General features: G+C 56.2%; 9 protein-coding genes. 4 read left to right on the top strand and 5 right to left on the bottom strand.

Annotated features, from left to right (window positions below; all coding sequences use genetic code 11):
- Positions 1-176: 176 nt before the first annotated feature.
- The 3 genes from CGZ80_RS03455 to CGZ80_RS03465 all read right to left on the bottom strand — a co-directional run bounded on the left by CGZ80_RS03455 (position 177) and on the right by CGZ80_RS03465 (position 8785).
- The gene (locus tag CGZ80_RS03455; RefSeq protein ID WP_094411396.1) at positions 177-4565 is read right to left on the bottom strand and encodes a PVC-type heme-binding CxxCH protein; all 4389 of its coding nucleotides are present in this window, start codon (positions 4563-4565) and stop codon (positions 177-179) included.
- A 156-nt stretch (positions 4566-4721) separates the two neighbouring features.
- On the bottom strand, positions 4722-7457 hold the full coding sequence (locus tag CGZ80_RS03460; protein ID WP_094411398.1) for an MGH1-like glycoside hydrolase domain-containing protein: 2736 nt from the start codon (positions 7455-7457) through the stop codon (positions 4722-4724).
- Between the two features lie 131 nt (positions 7458-7588).
- On the bottom strand, positions 7589-8785 hold the full coding sequence (locus CGZ80_RS03465; RefSeq protein ID WP_094411400.1) for a phosphoglycerate kinase: 1197 nt from the start codon (positions 8783-8785) through the stop codon (positions 7589-7591).
- A 411-nt stretch (positions 8786-9196) separates the two neighbouring features.
- Between CGZ80_RS03465 and CGZ80_RS03475 the strand changes: the two genes are divergently transcribed.
- The 4 genes from CGZ80_RS03475 (at position 9197) to CGZ80_RS03490 (ending at position 12419) form a co-directional block, all read left to right on the top strand.
- Positions 9197-10021 carry a hypothetical protein gene (locus CGZ80_RS03475; RefSeq protein ID WP_143543721.1) on the top strand — a complete coding sequence of 275 codons (825 nt, stop codon included), beginning with the start codon at positions 9197-9199 and terminating at the stop codon, positions 10019-10021.
- The gene (locus CGZ80_RS03480) at positions 10018-10293 is read left to right on the top strand and encodes a hypothetical protein (RefSeq protein ID WP_094411406.1); all 276 of its coding nucleotides are present in this window, start codon (positions 10018-10020) and stop codon (positions 10291-10293) included. The genes CGZ80_RS03475 and CGZ80_RS03480 overlap by 4 nt, the downstream gene beginning before the upstream one ends.
- 60 nt (positions 10294-10353) lie before the next feature.
- Positions 10354-11040 (top strand): DUF2461 domain-containing protein, encoded by a 687-nt coding sequence (locus CGZ80_RS03485; protein WP_094411408.1) that lies wholly within the window; start codon positions 10354-10356, stop codon positions 11038-11040.
- Positions 11041-11213: 173 nt separating this feature from the next.
- Positions 11214-12419, top strand: coding sequence for an adenylate kinase family protein (locus CGZ80_RS03490; RefSeq protein WP_233148207.1), 1206 nt, complete (start codon positions 11214-11216; stop codon positions 12417-12419).
- Positions 12420-13172: 753 nt separating this feature from the next.
- Here the strand turns inward: CGZ80_RS03490 and CGZ80_RS03495 are convergent.
- Both CGZ80_RS03495 and CGZ80_RS03500 read right to left on the bottom strand, forming a co-directional pair.
- A complete protein-coding gene (locus CGZ80_RS03495) occupies positions 13173-13880 on the bottom strand; it encodes a DNA-processing protein DprA (protein WP_094411412.1) in 708 nt (235 codons plus the stop codon).
- A 112-nt stretch (positions 13881-13992) separates the two neighbouring features.
- A complete protein-coding gene (locus tag CGZ80_RS03500; RefSeq protein WP_158222533.1) occupies positions 13993-15165 on the bottom strand; it encodes an integron integrase in 1173 nt (390 codons plus the stop codon).
- Positions 15166-18980 lie beyond the last annotated feature (3815 nt).

Consider the following 18980-nt stretch of genomic DNA (forward strand, 5'->3'; position numbering starts at 1 on the left):
ATGCGTCGATCACCGCGTCAAACCAAACGCATCACGCGTCTCTCTTTCCACACTGGCTCCCCTCGCCACCCAAACTTGCTTGGGGGAGAGGGGCCGGGGGGAAAATGCGTTCAGGCCGGCATCACCAAACACACCAATCCACTCAACCGCTCGCTATCGCGAATGCGGCTAATCTGTTACTCGTGCACGAACGTCACGTTTTCGCTACGGATCGCGATCGATCCGGGCAAATCCCTTGCGTCGATCTGTAACAACAACGTGTGCTTGCCTGGCTTCAATTGAATCGGCTGCTTCGTGGTGCCTTGATCTTCACCATCGACCCACACGTGAGCTTCATCGATGTTGTCGACGGTGAACGTCGCCGCCGTTTCACTGCCAACTTCAACTTGTGTTCGCAGGTAAATATTGACCAATGAAATATGCCGTGGCTGCGCGGTAAGCTGCTTCAGCGTCTCACCATCGATCTTGCCACTGACGCGTGCTTGCACGGGCTTCCAACCGTCGATCGGTTTGCCGGCGATGATGTCACCGTTGCCTTCTTGTTCGATCCGGTGTGTCCCCGCAAAAACCTCCAAAACCCGCGCGACCGTTTGGCGACTAGCATCGAACTCGCCAGGCTTGCCCAAACGCGTCAGGAACTTGATCAAATCAAGCTGGTCTTGTTGTGACACTCGATCCAGCAACGCGGCCGGCATCAGCGACTTGCCTTGCTTGACCTGCACGACTTCATCCCTTGCGATACGAATCAGTTTGCCAGTGGCATCGCGAATGACCAATTCGTCATCCGTGCTGCCTTGCTCAATTCCGGCAAAGACCTGTCCGTCTTCGTTCAAGACCGTGACCGAATGGAAGTTCTCTTTGATCTTTGCGTTGGGATCGAACAGCGATTCGATGATGTAATCGATCGGTGCACTCGCACCCAAACTGGTCATGTCTGGACCGACTTTGCCGCCAACGCCGCCGATCGCGTGGCAAGTAACACACTGCAAGCTTTGTTGTCGATAGACCAGTTCACCGTGTGACGCGTCGCCACGCATTTCCACCAGTCGACGGATCTCGGTCGCTCGCTCCGGCGACCACGCTGCCGCAGTCATCGTCAAACCGCTTTGTGGCATCAACGCGTCGATCAGCGGCCCGGTCGTTTTACCGATTTCATTCGCCGCTCGAATCCCCGCACGCGCGGCGACTTCGTTGATACCGTCGCTTGGCATCGAACTGACCAACAGCTTCTCGCCATCTTTGGTTGCCAGCATCGAACGCCATAGCGTGATCGCTTCGGTTTCGTTCTCGATTCCAGACAGCGCCGCATACAGCGGGCCAACCGCCTTCGATGCATCAATTGATGCCAACCCACTGATTGCCGCGTTGCGAATGACCGGTGACTGCGAATCACTCGCAAGCGATGCCAATGCGTTGGTTGCCGGCGCACCGCCGCAAGCACGCAGAGCATCGACCGCTTTCACTCGCAGTGTTTCACTCGCGTCCGAAGTTGCAGCCAACGTCGCCAATTGCGGAACAAAAAATCGAAGTCGCCATGCACCGATCAGGTTGATCGTTGCCGCTTTTACGCTTTCGTTGTCGTCATTGAGCAACTTGCCAACTCCTCGACCAGGCGAGTCCAACTTTGGCATGATCTTGCGAAACTTCTGAGCGTTCGCGACGGCGTTCAACGATCGGACCAAGGCCTCTTCGCTGAAGGTCCCGGCAACGGCTTGCTGATAAAGGGTGGTGACTTCGCTTTCGCCGCCCGCCTTTGCGATCAACTCAATCCATGGGCCGGTCCCATCGGCCGGGATACCATTGTTGGCCAAGTAGTCGCTCAGGAACTGGCTGGAACGTTCCGCAGGAACACTTGTGAGCAAGAACTCCAACTCGCTTTGGCCATAGCTTTGTTGGCTCTCAGGATTGTTCAAATCGGCAATCAACTGCTCAGTGTGTTGGCCAACGTTGTTAAACAATGCGTGCGAAATAAATCGGTCACTCGGTTGCTGCAGCGCGGTCAGCGATAACTTGATCGCTCCCAGCGTACCGACTTTGTTCAACGCACAAACCGCTTCCAATCGCACACGGGAAGCCGGATCAGTAATCCGGTCCGACAGCCATACGATCGCTTGATCGGTATCCAACGACGCGGCGGGATTGGTGGGGTCGGCCCAGTCACCCAACAAACGTGTTGCAGCGGCGCGGGTATTGGAGTCTTCGTCGGTCAGGATCGACTGCAGCCAATCGTGATTGGGGCTACCCAAAGCCGCTGACAAGCGAACGGCGTCAACACGATGCTGTGATTGCTGTGCCGCATCCCAAACACCAGCAAGTTGCTCCGCGGTCTGATCACCACGTTCGATCAACACACGACGTGATTGCTCACGAAGGTAGCGGTCGTTGCCAAACAGGTTCGCAACGAGCGCTTCGTGTGTTTGCTCACGAAGGTTCATTGGCTTGCGGAGCGTTTTGTCTTTCACCGTGACACGCCAAATGCGTCCATGCCAACGGTCACGACGCGGATCACGGAAGTCAACTTCGCCGTGATTGATGATCGGGTTAGACCAGTCGGCGATATAAAGGGCGCCATCAGGGCCTTGCTTGACATCGATCGGCCGGAACGTGCTGGCGTTCGTACGCAGCAAATCACTCTGTTGAGTTGTGACAAAGCCTGATTCCGATTCCGACAACGAGAACCGTGTCACACGGTTGGCACGGAAGTCACACGTGATGAACGATCCCTGCCACTCGTCCGGCATGCTGTCGCCTTCAACGATTTCGCCGCCGCAGAATTTTGGATAGTTGCCGGGGCTGATCAAATCCAGAACCTGCCGTGCACCAGGCGTCGGGTTGAATGTCGCACCGGGAAAGACGTACGCGATCCCCTGGAACCCCGCACCGTCGGTCATAAACGAATTGCCGTATTGGTCGAACTGATGTCCCCAAGGGTTCCACAAACCACGGAAAAACAGGTCCATTCGACGATGGCGAGGATCAAAACGAAATCCGCCGCCCGCTTTCAATCGAGCCACACCGTAAGGCGTTTCCGCATCCGTTCGCGTGTAAACAGACTGGTTCATGTACAACCGGCCGTCGGGACCAAAGTTCAACGTGTGCAGGTTGTGGTGGGTGTCTTCGGTGCCAAAGCCGCTGAGGACGCGTTCGCGGCGATCGGCTTTGCCGTCCCCATCGGTGTCTTCTAAGTACAACAAGTCCGTACTCTGAGCGACGTAGACACCGTTGCCGGCGGGTGCGATGCCGGTCGGGATCAACAATTGGTCAGCAAAGATCGTTGACTTGTCAGCGGTTCCGTCGTTGTTCGTGTCTTCAAGGATCAGCACCTTATCCGGCAGCGACTGGCCGACTTCGATCATCGGATACGCTTCACTGCTCGCCACCCACAGCCGACCTTGAGGGTCAAAGTTCATGTGGATTGGCTTATTCAGCATCGGGTTTTCGGCCCACAACGAAACCTCCAACCCTTCGCCAACCACAAATTCCGGATGGGGCTGCGGCGTGAACTCGGCATACTTCGATTCGACATGAAGTTCTTCGGCTTTGCTTGGTGCGGAGTCCAGCGTACGAAGCTTCGCGATCGTTGCCTCTTCGGCTTCGATCAACGGGTCAAACTGTGGAATCTCGACCGCGTTTTGGCCCTGTTCATGTTTCCGGAACCCAAACACGTACGCCATGTTGGCTGGCCGAGAGCGATGGAACCACAGGCGGTTCTTTTCCAAGATCACGGCACGAAGTGCGGCCGCAGCATCGCCGTTCTTCCAGTCGGCTTGCTTCAGTCCTAGTGCGTCTCCGATCGTCGCGGCAACCGCTTGGTAACCGGCGCTATTGAGATGCACCGCGTCTTTGCGAAGTGCCGTGTCCATTGCGGCATGACGCAGATCGACGAACGTTCCGTTGTTCTGCTGCGCGGCGGAAGCGATCGCCTCGCTAAAACGATTGACGACGTTTTCGGTCAATACTGATTCGCCGACCGCTGACAGCGGCGATAGATAAATGAACTGGCAATCCGGCGTCGTCGCTTTCAAGTGATCAGCCAGTTGTTGCAGTTGCTTCGCGAACGACGCGATCGATTGATCGAGTGTGACGGTCGATCCGGGACGTTCCACCGCGGCGGCAAAGTCCAAAGCATTGGCCATGCCGTAACCGATGATCGCAACGGTGGGCTTGGTCAGTTCGATCTGTTTCTGCAGCTGCTTCCAACCCTCGTCAGCTGGCTCGTGACCGGCTTGCAACAAGCTGAGCCCGAACCGTGAATCGCCGGCCGGTGTGTCACCGTTCCAGCCAAGGTTTCGAAACGTGACGCCAGCCTTGGGATGAGACGTCGTCAACATCGTTTCGATCCAGCCGAAGTACTGCTCCTGCTCGACCAGCCCGTCACCGATCATCACGACACGATCGCCGTTACCGAATAACGACGCTGATGGGGCATCCGCGTCCGGTGATTGGGCGACTGGCGTTTGAGCCATCGCATCCGAAGGTGTACCGAAACCTTGAGCGGAAAAGCCACCGGCGAAGAGAGACGCGAACAGCATCGCGCGGACCGGAGTCAAGCGTCGTCGTTTCATCGATCGATCTGAAAGGAGGGCGTGGGGTGAGGCAAAGATCGGCCATTATATCCCAACCGCCCCCGGTGCGAGCGTTCGATCTCGCCAAGAGCTTCGGATCGGGGCCCCGCGAACCCCGGATCCTGCGTGCACGCCGGTTTTCAGTATCGACCTGCTCTACAGTGTCGCGATCGGCGTGTGCCGCGGCAGATCCGATTGGCTGCGGATCATCGATGCGACCAACGCGGTCCAGCCGGTCTGGTGGCTTGCGCCCATGCCACGGCCGTTGTCCGCATGGAAGTACTCGTAGAACAAAATCAAGTCCTTCCAAGCCGGATCGTCGGCATAGCGGGCTTCACCACCGTGGACGGCTCGCACGCCGTTTTCGTCACATTCGAACATCGAGATGCAGCGACTTTCGATTTCCTGTGCAACTTCCATCAGCGTCATTTCATTGCCGCTGCCGGTCGGGCACTCGACTTTGAACGTATCGCCATAGAACGCGTGGTAACGTTTCAGCGATTGGATGATCAAGTAATTCATCGGGAACCAGATCGGCCCACGCCAATTGCTGTTTCCGCCAAACATCCCACTGTCACTTTCGCCTGGCACATAGCGAACTTCATGACGTGTGCCACCAAAGTCAAACACGAACGGCTCTTTGCTGTGTGCAGCCGACAGACTTCGAATTCCATACGCCGACAAAAATTCGGATTCGTCCAGCATCACACTTAAAAGCTGCCGGAAACGTTCTTCGCTAGGGATCGCCAACAGTCGTCTGGTGACGGTCGTCTCGTCATCGGGGCTTTCGCCCTCTTGATAGGTCATGTGCGTCGACAGGTCCGGGCGGCTATTCAAGAACCATGTCATGCGCCGCTTGAAACCCGGTAGTTTGTCGATGATCTTTTCTTCCAAGATCACGCCTGTCGTCAAAGGCAGTAACCCCACCAGCGATCGGACACGGATCGGGATCGACTTCCCATCGACAAACAAGTGGTCATAGTAAAACCCTTCTTCTTCGTCCCACAGGCCCGTGCCGTCCATCGTATTCATCGCTTCGGCGATCGCCACGTAGTGCTCGAAGAACTTGCTGGCCATGTCGCCATACGCTTCGCTTTCGTCAGCCAGTTCGATCGCGATTCGTAACATCGTGCCGCAGTAAAACGCCATCCATGCGGTCCCGTCGGCTTGTTCGAGGTGGCCGTTGGGAAGCGGTTTACTGCGATCGAACACCCCGATGTTATCGAGGCCTAAAAAGCCGCCGCTAAAGATATTGCGTCCGCGCGGGTCCTTGCGGTTCACCCACCACGTAAAGTTCAACAGCAGCTTTTGGAATGCCCGCGCCAGGAACGAACGGTCTCGCTGCATCGGCGGCCCGCTGGCTTTATAGACCTGCCAAACGCCCCACGCATGAACCGGCGGGTTAACGTCCTCGAGATGCCATTCGTACGCCGGAATCTGACCACTGGGATGCATGTACCATTCGCGCAAGAACAGAATCATTTGATCCTTCGCGAACTTCGTATCCAAGTGCGACATCGGCACCATGTGGAATGCCAAGTCCCAGGCCGCATACCAGGGATACTCCCACTTATCGGGCATCGAAATCACGTCACGGTTAAACAAGTGACGCCACTCGCTATTGCGGCCGTGCTTGCGGCCGGGACTGACAGGGACGCCGTTAGGATCTCCGTCCAGCCAACTGTTGACCGCATAGTAGTAATACTGCTTCGTCCAAAGCAGGCCCGCATACGCCTGCCGCATCACACCGTGACGGCATTCGGGAATCGAATTGGGGATGCGCGTTTTGTAGTACTCGTCGCACTCGCGGATGCGATCCTCAAAAACCGCTTCGAAGGATTCACCGAACGCGGCCGCAGAAAACTTTTCGATCTTGCCGTCGCAAGTTTCCGCGGCGATCGGCTCGCTGATTGACGTCAGACGCAATCGCAGCGTCCGACTCTCACCGCCGGGGATCAAATCCACACCGTAAGACGCGCACTTTGTCCCACGATTCGCCGGGTTCACCTTGCTGGTATCGCCTTCAATCACATACTCGTGAAAGGCGTCTTTGTGGTAATCCGATTCCGATGGCAAACCGGGATGGCGATGCGGGTTGGTTTCGTTGTCGGTGAACAACCACGACCAAGCTTTCGATTGCCCCAAACAGTCGCTCGTGAACCAAAATTCGCCCAGCGTCTCTTCCATCACGCGAACGGATTGGCCCTGCAGGCTCAGGTTCGGCCGGAGTGAGCAGCCTTCATCGGTGCATTGCCACGTCCACGTGTTACGAAAGAACAACTGCGGCACCAAGTGCAGCACTGCCGGTTGCGGCCCACGATTGGTCACCGTCAAACGGATCAACAAATCATTGGGTCCGTCTTTGGCGTACTCGGCCAGCACGTCAAAGTAACGTGACTCGTCAAAGATCCCGGTATCGGTCAGTTCGTATTCGGGCTCGTTGCGTGATCGTGAACGGCTTTGTGCGACCAAGTCTTCGTACGGGTATCGCGCGTGCGGGTACTTGTACAACGCCTTCATGTAGCTGTGCGTCGGCGTGCTATCGAGATAGTAATAGCACTCTTTGACGTCTTCGCCGTGATTGCCTTCAGGGCCCGTGACGCCAAACAAACGCTCTTTCAAAATCGGGTCGCGGCCGTTCCAAAGTGCGAACGAGAAACACAGCCGGCCTTTGCGATCGGTGATCCCCAGCAAGCCGTCTTCGCCCCAGCGGTACGCTCGGCTGCGCGCGTGGTCATGGGGAAAGTAGCTCCAGGTGGCGTCGCCGCCTTCGCTGTAATCCTCGCGAACGGTTCCCCATTGTCGTTCAGACAGATAAGGCCCCCAGCGCTGCCAGTGTTTCTGGCGACGTTCGCTTTCGATCAAACGCTGGTCTTCGGCGGTGATTCTCATGGCGACACGCTACTCTGGGGTTTCAACAAAGGAAAAACAATCGGCCGACAGGAAATCCCCACCGGCCGTTGGCACGCTAGCGTACGTTGCCGCCGCTAGCGTGTGGTTTCGCAAATCAATTTGACGAACAATTACGCTTCGTCGAGCAGTTCGACTGCCGCGAACTTCTGTCCTTCCAGCATCGCCAAGCTCGCACCACCACCGGTGCTCACGTGCGAGACTTGGTCGGCGAAGCCCAATTGATCCACTGCGGCAGCGCTGTCACCACCACCGATGATGCTGATCCCGTCGCTATCAGCAACGGCCTGCGCGACGGCTTTGGTTCCGGCATCAAACGGTGGCTTCTCGAACACGCCCATTGGACCGTTCCAGACGATCGTCTTTGCCGACTTAACGATCTCGGCGTACTTGGCGCTCGTTTCCGGGCCGATGTCCATGCCTTCGAAACCGTCTTTGATCTCGCCCGCAGCAACCACTTCTTTGTTGCATCCGGCAGCGTCACTGAAATCGTCACCGCAGTGGGTGTCGACTGGCAGGACCAATTTGTCGCCGCCTTTTTCGATCAGCTCTTTCGCCAACGCGACCTTGTCTTTTTCGACCAAGCTGCCACCGACCGAACCGCCTTGTGCCAGCGAGAACGTGTAGGCCATCGCACCGCCGATCAAAACCGAATCACAGATGCCCAGCAAGTTGTTGATCACGTTGATCTTGTCGCTGACCTTTGCTCCACCCAAGATCGCCACGAACGGACGCTCGGGGTTGCCGATCGCATCGCTGAGGTACTGGATTTCTTTGGCGACCAAGTGACCGACCACGCGTGGCTTGCCTTCCATCGCCATCGGGACGGCGTACATCGAAGCGTCTTTGCGGTGGCAGGTCCCGAACGCGTCGTTGCAGTACGCGTCGGCCATCGCAGCGAGCTTGCCAGCAAACGCTTCGTCGCCTTTTTTCTCGCCCGCGTTGAAACGAACGTTTTCAAGAACCAGCACGTCACCGTCGCCCAGCGCCGCCGCTTTGGCGGTCGCGTCGTCACCGACGGTATCGCTTGCAAACGCGACGTCTTTTCCAAGCAATTCGCCCAGGCGTTTTGCGGTCGGCGCCAGCGAGAACTTCTCGACATCCGAAGGATCGCCACTGGGGCGTCCCAAGTGGCTCATCAGAATCAGCTTCCCGCCACGGTCAATCACGCTTTTGATGCTGGGCAGCGCCATCCGGATTCGGCGGTCATCGGTGATATTCTGTGAATCATCCAAGGGGACGTTAAAGTCGACCCGCATCAGGACGGTCTTTCCGGCGACATCGATTTGGTCAATCGTTTTCTTGGCCATCTTTCGTTCAAGTTTGAGGGAATGCTCGGTTTACGGCAGCCTGGGGATCGTCTCGGTCCAAACGACGCTGCGGGACATCAAGTGCCTACGCACACACGTTTTGGGCGGACACGTCACCGTTGTCGGTGCGGACCTCTTGGGGAGCATCGGGTCGATTCGATCAACAAACCACTAGGCAACGGATGAATTATTCAGCACCCCACCGGAAGTGTCGAGGGTGCGAGTTTCTTGAGCGAATTTACTGCGCAAACGTTTGAATCGGAAAACTCTTCGGGTGACTGCCCGACGCTCACGAAATCTCTCAACTCCGATTGCCGGTTTGGCCGAACGATAACCTGGGACAACGTCCGTGCGGTGGCGGATCGCAACCGCTGCGTGTCCGGCGCTCCCTCCGAACCTCTAGGGATTTTGGTGGCAATTACGACCGGGCCTAACGAATCGATCACCCGCCGTTCGTGCAACCGCCTAGTGGGTGGCCTGCGCAATCGGTGTGGAATCGCCTTCACGGTTTGGCTGTTATCGATCGCCATCTGCGCCGCCGAAAACCCGCGACTCCGCTCACCTTCTGCTCGAAGTGACGCGGGGGACAGCGACAGCAACGAACGCTCCGGAGGCCTGTTCGGATTCCGTTCGATCTTGGGTTCCGACAAAGACGACGATGCGGCCGAAGGCGATGACTTGCTTCGGACCCTGCCGCTGCAACGCTTGACGCCACAAGCGAAATCTCGGATCGTCGCCGTGACGGATAACCCGACCATCCGCAGACGACTGCCTTCACAAGCCATCCGCTGCGACGAAGACCTGTTTCTGTTCCTCACACGCCAACCCGAAGCCATCATCGGCTTGTGGGACCTGATGGGGATCACCAACGTCCAAGTCGAACGCATCGGCCCCTACCAATTAAAAGCAGACGATGGCAGCGGCACGACGTGTGTGATCGATCTGGTGTACGGCGATCGTAATTTGCACATCTATTACGCCGAAGGCAAATACGATGGCAAGTTCGCACAGAAACCGATCATCGGCAAAGGTCTGTTTGTCTTCCGCAGCAGCTATGCGGTCGCGTCCGACGGCGGCACCACCGTGATGGGGACGCTCGATTGCTACGTCAAATTTGAAAGCTTGGGCGCCGACTTGATCGCCCGTTCGCTACGTGGATTGATTGGCAAATCCGCGGATCACAACTACGTCGAAACCGCCAGCTTCATTAGCCAGGCTCCGGGGCCTGCCAAGTGAACCCTGAAGGCATGTTGGACATGGTGCAGCAACTCCCGCAGGTCAACGAAGACGTCCGCGGCGAATTTGCAGATGTCGTCAAAGAAACCTATCGACGGTCGATCCTTCAACAAGCTCAGAATCTCGCGCCCGCGAACGCCCCGACCGCTGCCGCTGTCGAGGCTGTCGACGCCGCTGCCTCGCCCAGCCACCCAGCCAGCGCTTCGTCTGCCAGTGCTTCGTCTGCGGCCGCTCCCAGCGTCACCGATGGCGGATGGTCGACGCGTCGCTAAGCTTGTGTGTGACGCGACCCGGCGTTTCAACCTTGCCGTTCTTACCGATGTGGTGGCCTGATGGGAAAAGCGATCATTGATAAATCGTTGTTTGAGTTTCTTGAAGACCTCAAACAGAACAACGACCGCGACTGGTTTGCCGAAAACAAAACGCGTTACCAAACCGACGTGCTCGCACCCGCCGTCGAGCTGGTCGCACAGCTCGAAAAGCCGCTTGCCAAAGCCGCCCCCATGCTGCACGTCGTCCCCAAAGGCCACAACGGTTCGGTACTGCGGATCTATCGGGACACGCGGTTCAGCAAAGACAAACTTCCGTACAAAACCAACGTCGGGATCTCCTTTCGCCACCAAGCCGGCAAAGACATCCATGCCCCCGGCGCCTACGTGCACCTGGATACCGACGAGTGCTTTGTGGCCGCGGGCTGCTGGCGTCCCGCCGGTGATGCCTTGACGGCGATCCGGGCCGCGATCGATTCCGATCCCAAAGCCTGGAAACGGGCTCGCGACCAAAAGGCTTTCACCGAACACTTTCAACTCGTCGGCGAAAGCTTGAAAACCGCCCCACGCGACTACCCCAAAGACCATCCGCTGATCGAAGATTTGCGTCGCAAGGACTTCATCGCGATCTCGCCGCTGTCACGCAAAGAGGTGACCAGCGACGCGATCGTGCCACTGATTGTCCAGAGAATTAAACAGGCTCGCCCACTGATGCGATTTCTCTGCGATGCCGTCGGTGTGCCCTACTGATCGCTTTCCCCTTTCCCAGCCAGTTGTAAGGGTGGACTGGTGCCCAACAAGCGTTTTTTGCCCGTTTAGGCCACTCTCGAAGTGCGATCGAGCATGTAGAATCGACCGCGTTTCCGACAGTCTCGGGCGTCGAGACGTATCATTGCCCGCCCCCCCGCAACTGCCGAATCGCTGTGAATCGAGCTCCCGAACCTGCATCCAAATCGCTGGCACCAGACGATCTCGAAGTCAAAGACGCGTTGCTGATTTTCAACTCCGTTTGGAAACAGCTCGAAAACGAAAAAGGCAAACTGAACCTGCGGTTCCCGACCGAATTGATTCTCTTGGGCGGAGCCCCCGGCGCCGGTAAAGGCACCAACACCGATTTCATCCGCCAGGTGCGCGACATCTCCGCGCCCCCAATCGTTGTCAGCGAGCTGCTCGACACCCCCGAAGCTCAACGCATCAAAGCCCAAGGCGGCATGGTGGGCGACCGCGAAGTCGTCTTGCTGGTGTTCCACAAACTGCTCGAACCACAGTTCCAAAACGGCGCGATCCTGGACGGCTTCCCACGAACGAAGGTCCAGGTCGAATGCTTGAAGATGCTTTACGACCGCATGAAAGCCTTGCGTCGTGAACTGCTCGACAACCCACACTTGGAACAGATGAAACCGCCGGTGTTCCACATCATGGTTTTGTTTGTCGACGAAGCGGAAAGTATTCGCCGGCAACTGATGCGTGGACGCCAAGTGATCGCGCACAACGAAGAGGTCACCCGTTCGGGAATCGGAGAGCTCTGGGAAGAACGCGCGACGGACTTCAACGAAGCACTCGCCAGAAATCGCTACCGTGTTTTCAAAGAGAAAACGTACGACGCATTGACGTCGCTCAAGCAACTCTTCCACTTCCACTTCATCAACGCACAAGCGGAATTGGTAGTCGTTCAAGAGAACATCCTCAACGAGCTTGAGTACCAGAGTTCACTCGAGCTTGACCCGCGAACATTCCACGCGATCGGCGGCATCCCGCTGGCCAGCAACATCGTCCAGCACGCGCGGCGTGACTTGGTGCGGCGGTTGGATTCGTACGAGTACGACCAACCAGAACTGTTCCATCGCATCGCCCAATTGATCGAGTCCAAGTTCATCCCGATTGTCGTCCGTCACGCCATCTCGGGACGAGCAACGATCAGCAGCGAAGACGAGATCCTGGAAGACCCGTTGGCGTTACAGATGTTGATCGACATCTTCTCCGAACGCGGCTATCACGCCGTCATCGACATCCGCCGCCGAACGATCCCGCAGCGTTTCGATCTCGAAACCGGCCAAATCCATTGCGAACAGATCAAGGTCTATCGAATCGCCGTCTTCTTCAAAGGCAGCGAAATCCGCCGAGGCTAACCGCCCCACCAAAACGTGCACTCCCAAACCGAAACGCGAGCACGTGCGGTTACTTGGCCCACCCAAACCTTAGCCGCATGGCACTAGCCACGGTTCCCGCGCAGCCCGCGCTCCGGCCACATCTCCATGCCTTAGCGACTCCACGCAAGTCCCGCCCAACCCAACCAATTGCAAATTGCAAACTGAACATTGCAAATCGCAAATTGGTCCCCGGCACCCGCGTCAAACCAACCGCATCACGCGACTCTCATCCCACACTGGCTCCCCTCGCCACCCAAACTTGTTTGGGGGAGAGGGGACGGTGGCGAGGGGAAAAACACGTTCAAGCCAGCATCGCCAACCACGGCAAGCACACTGCCCCACTCAACCGCTCGCTATCGCGAATGCGGCTAATAATCGCCGGCCCCCGCGCCCCATCAGCCGAAACGCGATAGCGTGCGGTTGCGTGTCTCACCAAAACGCAACCAACCCAACCAATTGCAAATTGCAAACTGAACATTGCAAATCGCAAATTGGTCCCCGGCACCCGCGTCAAACCAACCGCATCACGCGACTCTCCTACCACACTGGCTCCCCTCGCCACCCAAACTTGTTTGGGGGGAGAGGGGACGGTGGCGAGGGGAAAAACACGTTCAAGCCAGCATCGCCAACCACGGCAAACACACCATCCACTCAACCGCTCGCTATCGCGAATGCGGCTAATAATCGCCAATCACCGCGTCCCACCATCCAAAACTCGGTCGTCCGCGAATACTAAATCCGCGAAACATACTGACCGCTCAGACGCCGGATCAACTTTCGCATCTCCAACACGCTTAACGTTGCCATCACTTGATGGGCGGGCAAACCGCTGACTGCGATCACTTGGTCGATTGACGTATTACTCGGCTCAACAGACTCCAAAACCTTGCGTTCCAGATCGTTCAGCTTCAACTCCGCCGGGTTCCGTACCAGGCCGCTGACCACCGTCACGCCAGCCTTCGCTAACCCATAGGCCAGCCGGTCTGCTTGCCGCGTCCCATAACTTGTTGCGTGACGCGTGCCGACGATCGCGACCGCCAATCGGTCAGCCCCAGTGGGCAATCCCAGCGAGAACAAAATCGGTGGCGCATCCGGCTGCTCCAGCAATCCTTGCGGATAGGCAGCACTGTTTTGCTGAAGCACCTCGACATTGTGTTCGTCGCACCAAGCCAAGACATGGTCTGGATCGACAAAGTGATCGGCCGTTCGGATTGTGTGAATCAGCTTTGGGCCGACACCGCTGACGACAGCAAGTTGCTCGCTGGAAGCAGCCAGTACCTCGTTCGCAGTCCCGAAGTGTTCCAGAAGAAGACACAGCGTTCGTGGCCCGATTCCTGGCAGCATCGATAGACACAGCAGCGAGCGAAGGTCGGCTGATTGCTGTGCTGGAGTGTTGCCAAGGTGTAGGCTGTTTGGTGCCAGCTTTTGTGAGCCGTCCATCGTGGCGGTCTCCAGGGAAAGACACGCCGACCATCCAACGGGCCGATCGTTACCCAGCAGCGTAACGCCTTGAGGGCCGGGTGTCTATCAACCGGCCAATAAGTGCTGTTCTTCAGTATTCACCCAATTTTGTTTCAGCTTGTTTGGTCGTTCGTCGGCGTGCCAGGAGATCAGCAGGACTTTTGACATCTACGCCAAGTCGAGGGCTTGTGTGTACATACTTCATCGTTGTTTCGACATCTTTGTGTCCCATTAACTTCTGGACCGTTTGGATATCGGTCCCAACCTCAACGAGATGCGTGGCGAAGCTATGTCGAAGCGAATGCGGTACACCCTGTTTATCAATTTTTGCGAGACGCTGTGCGTCTTTTAATGCGTCGCAGAACTGTCGTTCGGAAATATGATATCTCCAGACAATGCCTGAGCGTTTATCGCGGCATCGCTGGCGAGATGGGAAGATCCAACGCCATCCAATCTCTTTGCACGCGTTAGGGTACTTTTTGGCGAGCGCATACGGCATGTAAATCTGCTCGTAACCGGCTTCCAAATCAATGCGATGCAAGCGAGTTGCGATCTCAATCTGACGTTTCAGTTCGGGGATTGCCTCCTCTGGCAAAAGGGTAATTCGATCTTTATCACCCTTGCCGTTTCGAACCACGATAAGCCGCTGATCAAAACAAACATCTTTGATTCTCAGCCTGCGGCACTCCTTATGACGCAGTCCGGCGCCATACATTAATAGGAACATGAGTCGGTGAGGGCCAACCATATGCTCGAGCAGACGCTCAATCTCGTTTGGACTGAACCACACCGAAATTGTCTCCGGTCGCTTCACACGGACCGCATCGATGAAGCCGAGGCGCCTTCCAAGGACGCATTGGTAAAGAAACAGAAGCGCCGAGAGCGCTTGGTTTTGTGTGCTCGCGGAAACCTTCGCTTCGACCGCCAGTGAAGTCAAGAATGTACCGATGTCTTGCTCGTTGAACTGATTCAGTTCCGTCGAGCCGACATGTTTGCTAAACCGCACGACCCAGCGAACATAGGCAGATTCGGTTGCCATCGAATAATGGAGAACGCGGAGTTGCTCTCGCATCAACTGAATCGCTCGCATTTCATTACGGCTGATATTGCCACGTAACCGCGCCAATTCCTCCTCGGTCGGGGCGTCCTCAAGCGGAAGGTTACGTTCGCGTTTTCCGAAGCGTGCCAAGATCATCACAATGTCGGTCAAATCTGGCTCGGACTTCCCCAGGACCAGGTTGCGATAGCATTCGATAGCACGCACCGCCTGCCAACGCTGCCAGGCAGGCGCTTTATTCGACTGGAGAGACCGTGAGAAGCGGATTACGGCGTGCCGATTGACCGGCAAATCCTGTGACATTCCTTTACGGAAATTCAGCGAGTATCGCCGAATCCACCGAGGGAACCAGATCTTCTCTACATTGCTTGCAACGTCGCAGGAAAGAATCAATCGGTCAAACTTTTCCACACTCATTTTGCTATCACCCAGAAAACGCAGGAGCCTGACAAGAACGGCCCATGTAGGGTATTGGCAAACCGCTCGAAAATCAAGGTTTCGCGATATCCGGGAAAAAGGCGCACTGAGTGAGGGCGTAATACCCAAATTCCGGTATTATGCGTCACTGAGTTACCGTTAACTAATATCGTTCGTCGAATCGCAAAGCATCTATCTGAGGTCGAATCACCAATGACCACTGGCGTGAATCCATATCGCGTGTCTCCCAAATCCAACGCCGGAAAAAGCAAGCAACATAATCGACGCAGATGGGGCATCGTGTGTTTTGTTTTCTTCGCCTCATTGGGATACGTAGTATCGCAATCTCTAAGGTTTGGGATCGATCAGCTGCTCGTGCACGTTCAGGTCGGCCCAACAGTTTTCGCAATGTTAGTCACAGGCTTGATCGCCTCAGGTGTGTCATTGATTGCCCCAATGCTGAGCAAGGAGCGTCTGCTCTCAAAAGAGCTTCTCTTTACACGTTCGATGGCTGGCATGTTGTTTGGCGTCACACCGAACCTACTTATGCATATCACGGTAATATTGGCTTTCCGACTTCAACAGGTGTCATACCTCTCCCACTGGAGGATTTGGTTCTTGGTGTGTGGAGTTTGGGCAGTGTCGATCGCAGTATCAGTTGTGACTGAAGTGCTATGCGCAAATCGCATAGTAAAGGCTGCTGAAAATCGACGAACCATGTGGTGCACCGAAGTTGGCGAGTCGACGTCTTTTGGGGCTTAGTTTCACCTCTATCGCGCCAACTCGGTGACCACTACCGTTCGCGCTGGCAGTTGTGACCGAAATGACCAACGCCTCGTGGTCATGTCCATTTCTTCTTCGTGTGCTTCGCGAACTTCGTGGTTTAAATGTTTCGTCGACGGCTTGAATGGTGCGCGCGAATGTTGCCCATCGGATTTCACGGAACCTCTGTTTCCTGGTGATCGCTCTTGATGTCACGGTTTGATTGGTGCGCGGTCGACTCGGCCGATGAAGCCAATCCGACGCCTGGCAACCGATTGCGATTACGAGCACCGCGTTGCTGAGCACGAGCACGACTCAAGACAATCCGACGCCTGACGTTCCGGCTGCTAATTCGCTACTCGTTACCCTTCGCGATGCCGATCGAGTAAACTTGTCGTCAGCGGCGAACTGCCAACTGTCGTCGTGGGTAAACCGCGAACCAATCGATGCACGTGAGCCGCCGAGTTGTGTTAAATGAAGTGGTCAGTCGTTCGCGGCGGCCACGTGATCGAAATCGTTCGCGCTGGCAGTTGTGACCGAAATGACCAACGCCTCGTGGTCATGTCCATTTCTTCTTCGTGTGCTTCGCGAACTTCGTGGTTTAAATGTTTCGTCGACGGCTTGAATGGTGCGCTCGAATGCCGCCCATCGGATTTCACGGAACCTCTGTTTCCTGGCGATCGCTCTTGATGTCACGGTTTGATTGGTGCACTGTCGACTCGGCCAATGGTGAGAAACCGACGCCTGGCAACCGATTGCGATTGCGAGCACCGCGATGCTGAGCACGAGCACGATTCAAGACAATCCAACGCCTGACGTTCCGACTGCCAAGTCGCTGCTCATTACCCTTAGCGATGCTGATCGAGTAAACTTGTTGTCAGCGGCGAACTGTAAACTGTCGTCGTGGGTAAACCGCGAACCAATCGATGCACGTGAGCCGCCGAGTTGTGTTAAATGAAGTGGTCAGTCGCTCGCGGCTGCCACGTGATCGAAATCGTTCGCGCTGGTAGTTGAGACTGCAATGACCAACGCCTCGTGGTCATGTCCATTTCTTCTTCGTGTGCTTCGCGAACTTCGTGGTTTAAATGTTTCGTCGACGGCTTGAATGGTGCGCTCGAATGCCGCCCATCGGATTTCACGGAACCTCTGTTTCCTGGTGATCGCAATTGATGTCGCGGTTTGATTGGTGCGCGGTCGACTCGGCTGGACATGACCGACCGACGCTTAGCTGAGTGAAGTGGCGCATCGTTTGACTTCGAGGCAATATCCCGGGCGCCGCAAACATCCGTCGCCTGACGTGCCGACTGCTGATGCAACGCTCGTTCCCCTTCGCAATGCTGATCGAGTAAACTTTTCGCCAGCGGCGAACTGCAAACTGTCGTCGTGGGGACGCCGCGAACTATTCGTTGCACGCGAAGGCACGGAGTCGGCGTCAAACGATTCACTACCAACTCGTTCGCCGTGCCTCGGTGAACGACGCTGTTCGCGCTGGTAGTTGTGACCGCAATGACCGACGCCTGTCGTCAATGCTGTTGATTCGTGCGCTCGAATTTCGCCCATCAGAATTCACGGAACCGCTGTTTCCAATTGATCGCTCTTGATGTCGCGGTTTGATTGGTGCGCGGTCGACTTAACCGATGAAGACAATCCGTCGCCTGACGTTCCGACTGCTAGTTCGCAACTCGTTACCCTTCGCAATGCCGATCGGGTAAACTTGTCGGAAGCGGCGAACCGCAAACTGTCGTCCAGGGTAGACCGCGAACAACTCGATGCACGTGAGCCGCCGAGTTCTGTTCAATGAAGTGGTCAGTCGTTTGCGGCGGCCACGTGATCGAAATCGTTCGCGCTGGTAGTTGTGGCCGCAGTGACCGACGCCTCGTGGTCATGCCCATCTCATCTTCGCGAACTTCGTGGTTTAACGTTTCGTCGACGAATTGAATGGTGCGCTTGAATGTCGCCCATCGGATTTCACGAACCTTCTGTTTCCTGGTGATCGCGCTTGATGTCACGGTTTAATTGGTGCGCGGTCGACTCGGCTGGGACATGGCAGACCGTCGCTAAGATGTGTGAAGTGACGCACCGTTTGATTACGAGGCATTGCCCTAGACGCTGCAAACGTTCGCGGACTGACGTGCCGACTGCTGATGCAATGCTCGCTACCCTTCGCAATGCTGATCGAGTAAACTTTTCGCCAGCGGCGAACTGCAAACTGTCGTCGTGGGGACGCCGCGAACTATTCGTTGCACGCGAAGGCACGGAGTCGGCGTCAATCGATTCACTACAAACTCGTTCGCCGTGCCTCGGTGAACGACGTGGTTCGCGCTGGTAGTTGTGACCGCAATGACCAACGCCTGTCTTCAGTACTGCTGATTGTTGCGCTCGAATGCCGCCCATCGGATTTCACGGAACCTCTGTTTCCTATTGATCGCAATTGATGTCACGGTTTGATTGGTGCGCGGTCGACTCGGCCGAAGAAGACAATCCGGCGCCTGGCAACCGATTGCGAGTACGAGCACCGCGTTGCTGAGCACGAGCACGATTGAAGACAATCCGTCGCCTGACATGCCGACCGCCAATTCACTGCTTGTTACCCTTCGCAATGCCGATCGAGTAAACTTGTAATCAGCGGCGAACTGCAAGCTGTCGTCGTGGGTAAACCGCGAACAACTCGATGCACGTGAGCCGCCGAGTTGTGTTCAATGAAGTGGTCAGTCGTTCGCGGCGGCCACGTGATCGAAATCGTTATTTGCATTTTCCTAAATTATCCCCAATGCCTGCTTTCGACCGCATTCTTGTCGTCGCACTAGCTTGCTCGCTTGGTCCGTCTTCCCCTGCAGAAACTC

The sequence above is a fragment of the Rhodopirellula sp. MGV genome (genome assembly GCF_002251265.1).
Classification (GTDB): domain Bacteria; phylum Planctomycetota; class Planctomycetia; order Pirellulales; family Pirellulaceae; genus Stieleria; species Stieleria baltica_A.